Below are 15,123 nucleotides of genomic sequence, written 5' to 3'. Positions count from 1 at the left end.
TATCATCTCTCCTCTTTTTAAGTCAGTTACCAGTATTTATCGGCAAAAAGGTTCCAATTATTTAGTAAAAATCTCAAAAAAAACAAAAAAGCCTTATCCGCAATCGGGATAAGGCAAGGGTCTAATTATAATATTGAAGGATAGCAGGGAAAGAACTGATTTATTTTTAGGATTTCGAACGGGTCTGTGGATTAAGCTTCACGCGCATACGCATCAGGAAGTTGATCACCGGTTTTCTCGTTTTACTTACAAGTCCAATGACCTCCGCCCCTACTTGCAGGAAGAACATCATGATACAAATCACGACGAAGGTTACCCAGTTGGCTTCAAACATCGCTGCCGAAGACTGAATAATGGCCAGTACACCAAAGAACGCTGCAATACCATAGATAATCAGTACTGTCTGACGATGGCTGAAACCAAGTTCACGCAAGCAGTGATGCAGGTGGCCTTTATCCGGTGAGAAGATCGGTTTCCGTTGCACCGCACGGCGAATAATCGCGAACAATGTATCCGAGAGCGGTACACCGATAATAATCAGCGGTGTAATGAAGGACACGACTGCAATCTGTTTAAATCCGAGCATCGAAAGCATCGCAAGAGAGAAACCAAGGAACAGTGAACCGGTATCTCCCATGAATATTTTCGCTGGGTGGAAGTTAAAGAACAGGAATCCGATAATGCTGCCGAGCAACACCAGACACATTAGAGCAATCATCGTATTACCCATCAGGAAAGACATCACCGCGATGGTTCCAATGGCAATCCCTGATACACCGGCAGCCAGACCATCCAGTCCGTCAATCAGATTAATCGCGTTGGTTACACCCACGATCCATAGAATCGTCAGCGGAATAGACACCCACGTTTCGAGTGAAGAATACGCATCCTGAAACGGAATGTTCACGAAGTCTACGCGGATGTTAAATCCAAATACAACGACGGACGCAGCCAAGATCTGTCCAAGCAGTTTCACTTTGGCAGACAATTCAAAACGGTCATCCAGCGCACCAATCAACACAATGATGGAGCCCCCGACCAGAAATGCACTGACAAAACTCATATCGCGAGTTGTAAACCAAGCAGAGACAAACGGAAGCAGTGCAGCAACCGTAATAATAAATGCCAGAAAAATACCCAATCCGCCAAGACGCGGCATAATCCGGGTATGCACTTTGCGCGCATTCGGTGTATCCATTGCACCGATGCGGACTGCGAACTTTTTAACAAGTGGTGTAAGAGCTAAAGCAAGTCCCATTGACACCAGAAATCCAATGATAAAGATCGCTACCATTTGAACATTCGACCCCCAATTATAATACCTTCACAAAATTATAAATCCCCTGTTCTCTTTTTCTATATATGAAGAAACATTGTTTTTCACTTTTGATGAAAATTTATTGTTGATTCTGAGGCAACAGTTACACGGTACGAAGAGTGCAAGGGAAAACCTGTAGAAGCGCAGCGTTCGCAATTATCACCGAATTTCATCCTTAATAAGGATAAATAGAAATTTGGGGATAAGGGCGATCGGAGGGTTCTCTTGCAATCGTAGTATTGAAGTGTAACAGCTCCTTTAGCGGGAGTGCCTAGTGCAACCAAAAAATGTTTTCATTTGAGTGACACACGTATGTGCCGGAATGAATTATACGCTGATCATTTCTGAAAAGCTATCCTCAATTTCTAGCAAAAACAAGCATTTATCTCGTAATTACCTGTTTTTAACGGACTTTTGTCACGTTTTCTTTGTCCCGCATCACTTTCACTGCGAATTTCGGGAGCGCAAGCATCCGTCCAGCCCGGCTAGGTTCACGAAGCAAACGATAGAACCATTCCATTCTTAACTTTTGGAACAGTTTAGGCGCCCGTTTCATTTTGCCTGAGATGATATCAAAGCTGCCTCCAACCCCCATCATGACAGGAACTTGCAGGCTATGCTTATATTTGTGAATCCAAGGTTCTTGGGTGTCCGCTCCGCGAGCAACGAATAACAGATCAGGCGCAGCCTGCCGAATAGAGGTCACCACCTGCTCATCCTCAGCCGAACCGAAGAAACCGTCGCGGTAACCCACAATACGAATAGCCGGATACTGCTGTTGTAACCGAACCGCCGTTTCTTGAATCACCTCAGGGGTCGAACCGAGCAAATACACGCCCCATCGATAGTTTTCTCCAACCCGCAGCAATTCATGTAAAAGTTCAAAGCCCGGCACTCGTTCTGCTACAGGATCACCACAGTAATTAGCAGCCCATACCACGCCGGTTCCGTCCGGAACAATCATCTCCGCATCCTTCATCACCTTCATGATCGCGGGATTCTCTAGCGCAGCCATCACCATAATCGGATTGGCAGTGATAACCTGATGCGGCTGTTTGGACAACACGGCTTCTTCAAGCACCTGCACCGTTTCTTTCATCGTTAGTTTGGAAAAGGGGATACCATAGATGGAAACGGTAGGGATTGATCCGGTCTGACTCATTGTTATCTCATCCTTTGCGGCCTAAATAGGTAATAATTTGCTTGGCAGGCTCTCTGGCCTCCTGCTTCAATACAGTAATACGATCTTCATGTTGCTTCAGCCACTGTGAGCGCTGTTCCAGCAGTCCAGCAACCATCTCTGCAAGCTTATCCCCATCCAGTGAACTGGTATTGCCCGCAGGCTCGCTTTCCAGTCGAAGCAGGAACTGATCGATTTTGGGATCATACGAAATCCCTACTGGCGGAACATACTGCGAAGCGGCATAAATCAAGCTATGCAGACGCATACCGATCATCAGATCACAGCGGCTGACTTCCTCTAGCATTTGTTGAGGATCCGTAAGATCCTCCGTCATGCTAATCTGACTGCCTTTGCTTGTCACATCGCCGATCATTTCCATAATAAAACGGGATGCCTGCACGTCATCGGGCAGATGAAACGGCATAAAGCGCAGATGAACCGCCTTTTTCGCAGCCAGCTTCTTCAATCCAGCCGCGATAGCTGTCAATTCCTTGCGATCCGCTTCCCAGAAACGAACAGACACGCCAATCACTGGCAGTCTGGCATGAGCTTGTTGCTCCCCAGCAGTGGAATTGTCTGCTTCATCCCGTACTGGTGATGCTACATCCGGCAAAGGTAACCCCATCACTGGATCAGGCACGACATGAATCTGATTCCACTTTAGTCCGAGACGACGCAGATAATCTGCGGATTGCTCGTCCCGAACCGATACATAGGTACAGGATTTGAATACCGATTTGATCATCGGGTTAAAGATTTTACGGTGAACAGGGCCAATACCCTGCGCATAAATAAAAGTCGGTTTTTTCAACCACTGAGCGAGCTTGATCACACCCAGATAATAAGGAATGGACTTCAGCCCCGTTGCATCCTGCAGCAGACTTCCGCCGCCACTGATGAGTCCATCACTTTCCTTAAGTGCCTCACGAACTTCCTTCAGCTTCATGCGATGTACAGCACGAACGCCGTACATCGAGGTTGTCCATTCCGGATCAATGGAGAGTACAATCGGTTCAATGATAACATTGGACCGCTGGCTCTCTTCCTGGAGAGCAGTCAGAATGGATTTCAGTACAGCTTCATCTCCACTGTTGCGGAAACCATAGTATCCTGAGATGACTAACTTTTTAGAAGTGGTGACCATTTTTTCCAACATCCTTCCGCGACTTGCCACACACCCACAGCAATGATACCAAAGATCAAGCCAAGTCCGAGTCCCATCACCCCACGAATCAGTGACAGTACAGCTGGTGTATGAATATGCGCAAACGTATCCACCATAGACAATTGACCCATCGTAGCGATGATTAGCGCAAAAATCACTTTACGGTATTTTAAAGCGGCGAACACGCCAACGATAAACAGCGGGTGTCCCAGCACAAATTCTTTGAATCTCGGCCGTACGCCAAACGTATCCTCCAGCGTGGTACGCAGGAACATCTCAAATGGTGTAACGGAACCCGCGTTGCCTGTACGGCTCAAATAATAATATCCAACAGCAGCAGCAACAAGCGCCAATATAACCATCAAAATGTTAATTGGCATACGAAGCATATCTTTCACTTGTTTCACAGAGATTGAACCGGAACCGCGATAGAATACAATATAGATCGCAACCAGACCAATTGGAGCGAAGTGCAGCAGACTGACTCCACGGAACTGGTTAATAACCAAGCTGTACGTAATGCTATTCAATAATGCGATCACAAACGGTACAGCGACGAACGAAATGATCGATGTTCTTACATATAAAACAAGGGTCTGTGCCAGACGGCGACCCGCAGGGGCATCCGGTTGACGCAATTGTGTTGCATTCACTGTACGAACAGCCAGTACCATCGCAATAGTTGGTGCGGCAATGGCCGCCAGCAAGGCAATTCCTTGCTCCAGCAATGTAGGTTTCAACAGGAACAGACCCGCGCTTCCTACTAATCCAAGAAGGAACACCGCAATGGTGAATACCGGTGCAAAATAAGAAACCATCAGTGTAATCAAAGCGATTGCCCCGATAAGAGCGATCAGCTTCGCATACCGTTGAATGGACGAATCTTTCACAGTAAATGCTTCAGCTTGTCCGAGCTCAAAGCCATGTTTGGCCATACGTTCAACGGCATGTCCTGGCTCGCCCAAACTTTTGATCAGATTTTCGATCGGATCTGTGATCTCCGCTTTGGCCGTATTCCGGCTTGGTGAAGCATTCATATAGATCATACGAATATTACGGTCCTTCGTTGCCAGCACAAAACGGTCAGCAATGGTATCTTCTTTTAGATTCGCATCCGAATCGCTTAGTGAGTAGAGACGAGTTACGTTGTAATCAATTTTGTAAGCCAGCGTCTGGAATCCTGCCTGCGGCTTCTTCAGATTTTCGATCGCCGCCAGACCAATATGATGTTTGTTCAGCAGCTGAGCAAACTGATCCAGACTTTTCATCTCTGCATTATCATTGTACCCTTTCACTGCATCCCCATCAAACAGGATACGTGTTACGCCATTCTCTTCGAAGAAGGCGAGCAAACGTTCCATCGATTGTTGGTTATAAGGTACCGTGTCAGAGATACGGGGTAAAATATGAAAACCTTTATCACGCAGCATTTTCACCGCAACCGGGTCAGGCTGCATCGGCTGCATGTTGGCATTCTCCGGCGGTGTCTGCAATATTAAGCCGCTGCGACCTTCATACTCCCACGGTTGAACCGGGATCTGACGCTCAGCGAACGTTTGTTCAATAATAGGGGTATAGGTCTGCGCATTCTCTTCAGATGTGAACAATACATAGGTATAGTTCGCATTCGAAGGAATCACTTCTTTTGTCATATTCGCAAGATCCTGACCTGAGTAAACCATCAAGCGGCGTGTTTTTTTGAGTTCGTCCAGCGTACTTTCAAACACAGCCATCGTTGTCACGCCAGCGTCTTTCAGACGTGTCATTTGTTGATCAATGAAATCTTGCGGGTGAGCCTGGTACGCGGAAATATCCAAGAGTCCTCGGTAGTTGAAGACCAATTCTACTTTGTTCGCAGAAGATTCTGTCTGCACCCGATCACGGATGACCGGAATGGATGCCACCAAACCAATAATAACGATGAGCCACAACCACTTCCGGGAAGCGTTATTCCAATAAAGCCATTTTTGACGCACTACGTGTACCTCCTCAGTTGTTGGAACCAAATGCCCGTTCTGCTCTTAAAATTCTTACGTTCAGCATGTGTTAACACACTCTCTAATATGCCAGCACACTATCCATTTTATTTCAAAGAAAAACCCCTCCGCCAACCAACCTTACGGTGCGGAGAGGCCTTCTGCATCTTTTTCTTACAGTACCATTTGTTTTATTGTGCGTCTACACGCGACATGACTTCCGAAACCAGCCGTTCGATCTGACCCTCTGCATCTTGCAAGCTCTCACCGCGCACAGCAAAGTACACTTTGATCTTCGGCTCTGTACCAGAAGGACGCAGGCAGAACCATGATCCGTCCGCCAAAATAAATTTCAGCACGTTCTCCTTCGGCAGACCGTCCAGGCCCAGGGAGTAGTCCAGCACATCCTGCACAGCAATGCCAGCAACTTCCTTCGGCGGATTAGAACGCCAGTCGGTCATTTTCGCCTGAATCTGCGCGACTCCGTCTTTGCCTTTTAGTGTGCGGGACTCCAGTTTTTCGAGGAAAAATCCGAACTGATTGTACAGCTCCTGCAACACATCGTAGAGTGTTTTGCCTTGACTCTTATAGTAGGCAGCCGCTTCGGCAATCAACATCGAGGCAAGGACAGCGTCCTTGTCACGGGCATAGTTGCCAGAGAGGTAGCCATAACTCTCTTCATATCCGAAGAGGAAGGTATGACTTCCGGTTGCTTCGAACTGGTTCATTTTTTCACCGATATATTTAAAGCCTGTCAGGGTGTTCATCACTTCTGCACCGTAATGCTGAGCGATGACTGCACCCATCTCACTCGTTACAATCGTTTTGATTACTGCACCGTTACTTGGAAGTGTGCCTGTCTCTTGAAGACGACTGAGCAGATAATGTACCATAATGGCACCCGATTGGTTACCAGACAAGACGAAATATTTGCCATCCTTGTCTTTCACGACAGCTCCCATACGGTCCGCATCCGGATCTGTACCGATCAGAATGTCAGCGCCAACGGATTCTCCCAGCTTCATCGCCAGTGTGAATGCTTCACGCTCTTCCGGGTTAGGGGATTTCACTGTAGAGAATTCGGCATCCGGTTGCTCTTGCTCAGCAACGATATACAATTGCTCGAACCCGATCTGCTCCAGTACGCGGCGAACCGGAAGGTTACCTGTACCGTGCAGCGGTGTGTATACAATTTTGAACTCACGGCCGATGCCGGATTGGATCAGTTCACGGCTCAGACTGCGGCTTGCCACCGTATCTGCGAAAGCCTGATCTTCCTGCTCTCCAAGCCAGATCAGCAAACCTTGTGCTTCGGCTTCTTCACGCGTCATTTTTTTCACATCTGCGAGAGAAGGAACCTCTTGAATGTACTGAATCACTTGCTCTGCTTCATGCGGCACCAGTTGTCCGCCCTCATGGTTGTACACTTTGTATCCGTTGTACTCCGGTGGGTTATGACTCGCCGTTACAACGATACCACCTGTAGCTTGCAGATGGCGCACACTAAAGGACAGTTGTGGTGTAGAGCGCAGGGAGGGATACAGCTTTGCTACGATACCATTAGCCGCCAGTACCAGTGCTGCATCCAGCGAGAATTCAGGTGAGAAGTGACGGGAGTCATGTGCGATGACAACAGAAGCTTTGCCTTCCTTGTCTCCATGTTGCTCCAGCAAATAACGGGCAAAGCCTTGTGTCGCACGACCGACCGTATATTTGTTCATCCGGTTGCTACCCGCACCTATAACACCGCGCAATCCGCCTGTACCAAACTCCAGATTTCTGTAGAAACGCTCCTCCAGCTCTTTGGGTTGATCCTTCAGATCACGAAGCTCCTGTTTGGTTGCTTCATCAATAGAAGCATCCTCCAACCATTGTTGCAACGTCTCAGCAGCTGCTGCGCTTAACTGTTCCATATCCAATAAGCCCCTTCCGTCTATATAAAAATTCTAGTGATCAGCATATTCATTCTTATGCCTATGTAATCAGCTTGGGTCTGACAGTGCAAACATGATTTCGCCTTCAGCAACAATTTTGTCGTCCACGCGAGCAGTAGCTTGACCTTTACCAATCGAACCTTTCAGACGTGTAATTTCCACTTCCAGAATCAACGTATCTCCAGGCACAACTTGGCCACGGAACCGGAAATTGTCGAGTCCCGCCAAGAAACCAATTTTGCCTTTGTTCGCTTCTAAATTCAACATAGCTGCTGCGCCAACCTGAGCCAAGGCTTCTGTGATCAATACGCCTGGCATTACCGGATACTCAGGGAAATGTCCGATGAAGAACGGTTCATTAATCGTTACGTTTTTCAAACCAACGGCACGTTTGCCGTCCTCCATCTCCAAAATTCTGTCCACCAACAGGAACGGCGGGCGATGCGGGATAATGGATTGAATTTGTTTGATATCAAGCACAATTTAATCTCCTCTCGGGGTGTTTATACGAAGGCTCTCCATCATAGCGTTTTTATGTGCTCACTCGGGTCGTTCCGGAAAGAGATCGTTCTATGATCGCCATTGTCCCTGAATTTTCTTGATCCCATTGTAATGGGTAAAATTCTGGGACAAACGCGTACGCTTTGCTTCTTTTGAACGATTCTCTTCCCTCCACTTATCGTGATCACAAAAAACGGGTATGATCAAGTCGATCCTCATATAAATGAGTTTTCATTTTAATGTTGTATGAAATGTTGTTTTAGGGTTAACACTAGTTATATCCTTCATGACTGCAGTAGTGAAGGTTGAGATAAGGGGTCTCTCTTCGCGATGACAAGCAATGTCTTTCGCAGGGGAGGCCTCTTCTGACGTTAAACGTCATCCATCATTATACTGTTTTCAACACCAAAAAGAAAACTCCTGCCTGTGCAGGAGTTTTCGCTGAACTCGTTATCTTATGGAGCAAATACCAGATCATAGACATGTTTCCAGGTACTCCATTGCCATACGGAACCGATATCCTGTTTGCCCAGTACCACATACCCAGCGACCATTCCGCCAGCGAGGGCAAGAACAAGCAAAATCGGAATCAGAAACCATCTTGCGATGCGCCACCAACTCTTCTTTTTTTTCTTGACTTCCTTCTGTTCCGGCTTGTTGTTCTGCTGCTGTGTTTCTGTCATCCCATTCACCTTTATGCTCTCATATTATTGGCAAGACCCGCCATGGAATCACTGGACGTGAGCGCCCGTGCCGCCAGTTGATAAGTCCGCTGACCTTGCATGAGCAGTGCCATCTCCTGTGTCATATCCACGTTGGATTGTTCAAGGAAACCGGTGCGGATCGATGCCTGAGGTACACGTGTTGCTGCATTAGCCCCGAATACATCATTCTCGGTTAATCCTGCATCCAAACCAAACAGATTGTCAGCTAATTGCACCAATCCTTCAGGACGCTCGATATCCACCATCTGCAACTGTCCTGCAATCACAGCGTTGCCGTTACCCTGACGTACCAGCAGATTACCTTTTTCATCAAAAGCAACCGTGCTGTCCCTCGGAGCCGTAACCAGCTGTCCCTGACGATTCAGTGCAAAATGGCCATCGTCGTTGACAAGTACCATCAGGTCAGGATCGTTCGGATTTGCTTTTGGACGCATATCGGGTACAAAATGGAATGCGCCTTGACGTGTCCATACTTTCTGACCATCCGCCTGAACAGCAAACATCGCATTTCCCTCAATAGCAAGGTCTGTCGGGTTGCCTGTCTCCTTCATGCTACCTTGTGACATATCTCTGGTGAGATTGACCAGACGTGCTCCAAAACCAAGGTTATATCCCATCGGTGTCGAACGTCCATCCTGCTTGTACTTGTCATCTTGCTGCTGTGTACGGGTCAATACATCTTCAAAGCTTGCCTGCTTACTTTTATAGCCTGCCGTATTCACGTTGGCAATATTATCGGAAATGACATCCAGCCTCTGCTGAATTGCAGTCATGGACACCTTGGCACTAATCATGGAATTATTCATGCGGTGGTTTTACCTCCCCTGCTTTGCTCCGCAAAGGGCTTATCGCCCATCATACGCGGTTATATGGTTACAATTGGTGTTAGACACGACCAACTTCGTTAACAGCCTTTTCCAAACTGCGATCATAGAACTGAATGACCTTCTGGTTCGCTTCATAGGCACGAAATGCCGCATTCATGTCAACGGTAGCCTGAGAGGCATCTACATTCGACCCTTCCAGATAACCTTGATGAATCTGTACATTATCAGTAGCCCCCATCGTCCGAACCGTTGCACCATCATCTTCATTCAGGCTAAAATTACCGTCACCTTGGCGAACAAGCTGATTCGGCTGGTCAATAATACTGATTCCAAGCGTAACGCCTGTTGGAACACCTGTAACCGCATTAACAAGGCGGCCTTGCTCATCCACTTTAAATTGCTCCACAGAACCTGTCAATACAACCGGTTGCCCATTACTGTCCAGCACCTGAGAACCAGTAGAGCTGAGAAGTTGTCCTGTTCCATTCACTTCCAGATGACCATCGCGTGTATAACGAGTGTTGCCTTGCGCATCGCGAACGGTAAAGTATGCTTGCGGCTGGTACGTGACCGTTCCATCTGCTCGTACAAACTTGCCGGAAGCATCAAACGGAACCGGTTGGTTGGTCTGCGGATCATTCACACTCAAATTCGATGAGATTGCAAAATCACTTGTACGCTTCGTTTCCATAAGAGCGCCTTGAACATTCATGGATAAACTTTCCTCGGCGAATACGCCCGAGTTGAGTCTGCCCAGCCGCTTTGTTGGAAGATTCGCATCCCCGCCCGTTAAAGTAATGAGCATTTCAGGGAAGGAGCGGTTTACACTATTCACCTGTTTGTATCCCGTTGTGTTCATATTTACGATATTTTGTGTAGCAGTGTCATGGCGGCGTTGCTCTGTAATCATTCCCGCAGCAGCGGTGTACAGACCTCTTAACATGAATGAACCCCTCTCCTCAAACGCTTGTCCCTGCATAACAGGTGGCTGTTTGTCCGTTCTGTTCACCTTTTCGGTGAACCTGCCTGCTTTTTATATCGGCAGACTAGAACTTTTTCTTAACCACTTGATCCAAATTATTCAGCATAATGCCTGTCCCTTTAACAACGCAGTGCATCGGATCCTCTGCAACCCATACCGGAACATGCAATTCATTGGACAACAGTTCATCCAATCCGTTCAGCAATGCGCCTCCACCAGTCAAAACGACACCACGGTCAATAATGTCCGCAGACAGTTCCGGTGGTGTGCGCTCCAGTACCGACTTGGCCGCAACGATAATGGATTGCACGGAATCCCATAGCGCTTCCTGCACTTCACTGCCAGACACCGTGACTGTAACCGGCAGACCGGTTACCATATCGCGGCCGCGGATGTCCATCTCCGCCTGATGTCCAGCCGGGTTCACGGAACCAATTGCAATTTTAATATCTTCCGCTGTGCGTTCACCGATCATGAGCTTATACTTGGCTTTGATATACTTGGTTATCGCTTCGTCAAACTTGTCCCCAGCAACTTTAATAGAAGAGGCGGTGACTACGTCGCCCATAGACAGGACTGCAACGTCAGTCGTTCCGCCGCCGATATCCACGACCATATTGCCGCTCGGCTGGAAAATATCCATACCTGCTCCGATAGCAGCCGCTTTCGGCTCTTCTTCAAGAAATACTTCTTTGGCACCGCTGCGCTCCGCTGCTTCACGGATGGCCTTCTGCTCTACGGAAGTGATATTCGTTGGTGCACAGATCAAAATTCGCGGGTGGCTATACCAGCTTCTTGCCCCGACACGACTAATGAAATGTCTAAGCATGGCTTCCGTAATTTCGAAGTCCGCAATAACGCCATCGCGCAGCGGTCTAATGGCAACAATGTTACCCGGCGTACGCCCCACCATACGACGCGCCTCTTCCCCGACAGCAAGGACCCGCTTCGTATCGCTTTCAATGGTCACGACGGAAGGTTCATTGAGCACAACTCCGCTTCCTTTCACGTGAATAAGCACGTTTGCCGTGCCGAGATCAATACCGATATCCTTGCTAAACATAAAAGAGCCCCCAAAGTGATATTATTTGGTCAGCGTATCCTGTGAAAAAGTGTCTCTTATCACGTCACCGCTCGTTCGACAAAGTGCAACATATATATGTAAAAATCGGGCTGATAAGATGTCATAATTCGATCCTGTACCAGCTTTTAACATATCATACTTCAGGGGAGGGATTCAATCCATGCTGTGAGCTTTTTGGCCTAGTTCTCGAAGAACTTGCTTATGATTTGGCGGAAGCCAGCACCTCACGTTTTTTTCCACTCGTTTTTTTGTACTTGATTTTGGTCGCTTCACCGCCCCGCAAATGACGGATCGACTTATGGTATTCCAGAATGTGTTTGACCTGGTCAGCAAGATCAGGGTTGATTTCCGGCAGACGCTCCGTCAGATCCTTATGCACAGTACTCTTTGACACGCCGAATTCTTTGGCAATGGTACGGACCGTATTTCTTGTCTCAACAATGCAGCGACCAATTTTGATGGTCCGTTCCTTGATGTAATCGTGCACGCTCCCGCCTCCCTACTGTGTGGATAGTTTGGTACATTATATGAGGAGCATGCCTATATATTCGCGGTTTAGAGGTGTGACAAGCTTCGAAGGTCCCATTATTTTCTGAAAAGCATAAAAAAAGCAGAGGTTATTCACCCCTGCCCATCATGTTAGTGCGGTAAAAATCATTTATTTTTCCGGAAGATATCCTTGCGGGTTTACAGGCTGACCATCTTCATAAACTTCAAAGTGAAGGTGGTTCCCCAGGTTTTTGCCAAGCTCGCTCACACCAGCAGATGCAATCGCATCTCCTTGCTTCACTTCATCATCCTGTTTCACTTTGACGTCTGCAAGGCTTTGGTAAACGGTTTTCAGGTTATCGCCGTGAGTAATCTCCACCACTTGACCTGTAAGCGGATTTTGCTCAACACGTGTAACTTTTCCGCTGAGTGCTGCTTTGACCTCGAATGATTTGTTATCACCGCGTGCCAGATCGACACCCGTATTCGGAATAAATGTGTCATTGTACTGCACCATCGCTGCCTCATGCTCTTCACTTGAAGCCTCGTTGTCATAGAATGGTTTCACGACCGAAATCTCGGACGGGGATGCTACTGGCCATACGAAATTTTCCGACTTTGCAACAACTTCCACACTTTCCTGATCCCCACCTGTAACGGCTCCCTCATTGCTCGCTGCACCTGTTTCTACTGTTTCTTTAGGAGAGTCCGGGTTCAGTGCTTTATCGCCTGTTCCCTGATAGACCCACACTAGAGTTAGTATAATGCCTGCTGCTGCGATGTAGACTGCCGGGAAAACCCAACGTTTGGACATTGCTTTTCTCCATGAAGAGGGCTGAGCTGCCGGTACTCCTTGAGTTGTTTTAGGAGTTTCTTCTTGGATTGTTTTTTTGTTGTTTTCATTCATCTTGATCACCTCAGTAACAAGTGTTACCGGGTGCAACTCTTTTATACACGCGCGACTCTAAAAATTTTCACACAGCTTTCAAAGAATGCTATATATGGGTAGTTAGTGCGTGCCCCGCTCCGCATATATAGCCAAATCTTAAAAGCTCCGTAATGGGAGGTTGGTAGAGAAACATCCACCATATTTATCCCTCCTACTTTGAGGCTAGCATCTTGGATGCCTGTCCGAAGGAAATTCCGGTGTAATAATGTTTCAAAATCTCGGTAGCCGTGCGCCCCTCTTGCGCCATACCATTCGCTCCCCATTGACTCATACCCACCCCATGACCATAACCATACGTTGTAATCTGTACTTCATCACCTGTTGTTTTCCAGCTGAACTGGCTTGATCTGAGCCCGAGGCGTTTGCGGACTTCCGGGCCACTGAACGTTTCGCCTGCAATCTGGATTTCTTTAATACGATGTCCTTTGGTCGTAGACAACACTTTGATCCAAGAACCATTCTGATCTGCTGAGACCGGAATTGCATCCAGGTTCATCTTCTGCAATATTTCACTGCGCTTCATCGTAACGGTTTCTTCAAAACCTGGCGCAAGCTGTTTGTCCCATGGGCTAGCTACACTTTTTAAATAGGGAACAACGTTGCCCCACACATCCTCTGCATTTTCCGTATATCCGTTGCTAGTTGAAAAAAATGATGCTGTGATCGCGCGGCCTTGATACGTCATAACTGCGTCGCGACTTTCACGAACAGCCTGCTGAAGTTTTTCCCACTCCTTCGCTTTACCCAGCCTTGTCCAATCAGCCTTTACCTCATCGGGTGGAATGAAGACTTGATGACTAATCGTGTCCGTGACATCTGCTGCACCTGAAGGTACGCCACTTGTATCATTTGCAACAAGTCTTCTCACGATAAAAGTGCGAGCGGCTATCGCCTGAGCCTTCAAAGCTTCCAGTCTGAACTCAGCTGGCATCTCGGCAGCAACTACTCCCGTCACATATGACTCAAGTGGCAATTCTAACGTTGTCCCGGCAGCCGACAAGTAAACACGCACATTCGGCTCAGGATAGCTTACAGGCGTTGCAGGTACAGGACTAGGAGTATTTAGACCTTTGCTAGGGTTCGCATCTGTAGGAGCAGGCGTTGGTTTTGTCTGCTCGCCTGCTCGCGGCCACACCAGGATGACCGGAATGCATATCGCCAGAACAAGCAGTGCTGATACCGCTGTGGCAGGATGCCAAAGCCCTGGGTTACGTCCCCAGTGGCGACGGCGACCGAAGGTACGCATAGGGCGACGTTTCACCTTACGAAATGCATCCAATTCAATAAGTGGGATATTTATATGCTCTGTGGCTTCCTGTTTCAGTTCCTCTGTAACATATTCCCCAGGTTTAGCATGTATCGTTTCTTGCTTACTCCCTATTACTATGTGCATTTTCGCCACCTGTAGCGGGTTACCTCTTTTCTTCTCAGTAGCGAGCCTGTCTTTCTCTGCATCCTGGGTTGAACTCTCCTCTGATCCCAGCATTCCGGGCCGCGGGACAAGAGGCACTTTCACCTGTACACGAGCTTCTTTCATCCGTGATACCCCTCCGTTGTCGATAACCAGATCATGGCTGGTTCTTTTCTCAAATCCATAGTTTAAGATATGAGTTCACTCGATCTGATAGAACCGGATTTAAGAGAAACGAGAACCGTTGTTATCTAATAATCAACTCGTCCTTTGTTAGTGTAGATGCTTGAAAGCACTGTTACTACGCAGGTTACACAGTGCATCCCGATCAATCGGTATGGAATAACCGCTCTTTCATATGGTCAAAATAGAACCAAACTTAGATGTTATGTTATACAGAGTTAGGATCAGGTATTAATAGAATCAGGTCTTTAACAGACCATCCTCATATATCGTTCGAACTTGCATAAAGAACACAAAAAAGCCAAGCCCGGAGGCTTAGCTTCATCATACAAATATGATACGTTATTTTAATCCTGCAATCTCCACAGTAGAGTAGCGATACAGAAATAAACGCTA

13 protein-coding genes are annotated in these 15,123 nt (G+C 47.4%); all 13 read right to left on the bottom strand.

The window, feature by feature from the left end; genetic code table 11:
• Positions 1 to 166: 166 nt before the first annotated feature.
• Positions 167 to 1,294, bottom strand: a complete 1,128-nt coding sequence (locus tag ABIE27_RS07110) for a glycosyltransferase family 4 protein (protein ID WP_123065321.1) — start codon at positions 1,292 to 1,294, stop codon at positions 167 to 169.
• A gap of 427 nt (positions 1,295 to 1,721) precedes the next feature.
• Positions 1,722 to 2,480, bottom strand: coding sequence for a WecB/TagA/CpsF family glycosyltransferase (locus ABIE27_RS07105; RefSeq protein WP_123065320.1), 759 nt, complete (start codon positions 2,478 to 2,480; stop codon positions 1,722 to 1,724).
• A 7-nt stretch (positions 2,481 to 2,487) separates the two neighbouring features.
• Positions 2,488 to 3,645: a polysaccharide pyruvyl transferase CsaB gene (gene csaB, locus ABIE27_RS07100; protein ID WP_123065319.1), complete on the bottom strand. Its 1,158-nt coding sequence runs from the start codon at positions 3,643 to 3,645 to the stop codon at positions 2,488 to 2,490.
• Entirely contained in the window at positions 3,621 to 5,642 is a 2,022-nt protein-coding gene (locus ABIE27_RS07095) for a DUF5693 family protein (RefSeq protein ID WP_123065318.1), read from the bottom strand. The genes csaB and ABIE27_RS07095 overlap by 25 nt, the downstream gene beginning before the upstream one ends.
• Positions 5,643 to 5,833: 191 nt before the next feature.
• Positions 5,834 to 7,555, bottom strand: a complete 1,722-nt coding sequence (locus ABIE27_RS07090; RefSeq protein ID WP_429350191.1) for a phospho-sugar mutase — start codon at positions 7,553 to 7,555, stop codon at positions 5,834 to 5,836.
• Between the two features lie 69 nt (positions 7,556 to 7,624).
• Positions 7,625 to 8,056, bottom strand: a complete 432-nt coding sequence (gene fabZ, locus ABIE27_RS07085) for a 3-hydroxyacyl-ACP dehydratase FabZ (RefSeq protein ID WP_090922893.1) — start codon at positions 8,054 to 8,056, stop codon at positions 7,625 to 7,627.
• 476 nt (positions 8,057 to 8,532) lie between these two features.
• Complete coding sequence (locus ABIE27_RS07080) at positions 8,533 to 8,760, bottom strand: DNA-directed RNA polymerase subunit beta (RefSeq protein WP_123065432.1); 228 nt, start codon at positions 8,758 to 8,760, stop codon at positions 8,533 to 8,535.
• A gap of 11 nt (positions 8,761 to 8,771) precedes the next feature.
• Positions 8,772 to 9,608 carry a flagellar hook-basal body protein gene (locus tag ABIE27_RS07075; RefSeq protein ID WP_123065316.1) on the bottom strand — a complete coding sequence of 279 codons (837 nt, stop codon included), beginning with the start codon at positions 9,606 to 9,608 and terminating at the stop codon, positions 8,772 to 8,774.
• Positions 9,609 to 9,687: 79 nt separating this feature from the next.
• Positions 9,688 to 10,572 carry a flagellar hook-basal body protein gene (locus tag ABIE27_RS07070; protein ID WP_123065315.1) on the bottom strand — a complete coding sequence of 295 codons (885 nt, stop codon included), beginning with the start codon at positions 10,570 to 10,572 and terminating at the stop codon, positions 9,688 to 9,690.
• A gap of 103 nt (positions 10,573 to 10,675) precedes the next feature.
• Positions 10,676 to 11,674 (bottom strand): rod shape-determining protein, encoded by a 999-nt coding sequence (locus ABIE27_RS07065; RefSeq protein ID WP_123065314.1) that lies wholly within the window; start codon positions 11,672 to 11,674, stop codon positions 10,676 to 10,678.
• Positions 11,675 to 11,894: 220 nt separating this feature from the next.
• Positions 11,895 to 12,182, bottom strand: a complete 288-nt coding sequence (gene spoIIID / locus ABIE27_RS07060; RefSeq protein WP_024632710.1) for a sporulation transcriptional regulator SpoIIID — start codon at positions 12,180 to 12,182, stop codon at positions 11,895 to 11,897.
• 171 nt (positions 12,183 to 12,353) lie between these two features.
• Positions 12,354 to 13,091 (bottom strand): M23 family metallopeptidase, encoded by a 738-nt coding sequence (locus ABIE27_RS07055; RefSeq protein WP_123065313.1) that lies wholly within the window; start codon positions 13,089 to 13,091, stop codon positions 12,354 to 12,356.
• 193 nt (positions 13,092 to 13,284) lie between these two features.
• Positions 13,285 to 14,670 (bottom strand): stage II sporulation protein D, encoded by a 1,386-nt coding sequence (gene spoIID / locus ABIE27_RS07050; RefSeq protein WP_429350190.1) that lies wholly within the window; start codon positions 14,668 to 14,670, stop codon positions 13,285 to 13,287.
• Between the last annotated feature and the right edge of the window lie 453 nt (positions 14,671 to 15,123).

Origin of the sequence: Paenibacillus sp. 4624 (assembly GCF_050435065.1) — a bacterium.
In the GTDB taxonomy this organism is placed as follows: domain Bacteria; phylum Bacillota; class Bacilli; order Paenibacillales; family Paenibacillaceae; genus Paenibacillus; species Paenibacillus amylolyticus_D.
Note: the sequence above shows the minus strand (reverse complement) of the source record. Positions and strands in the feature narration are given on the sequence as shown.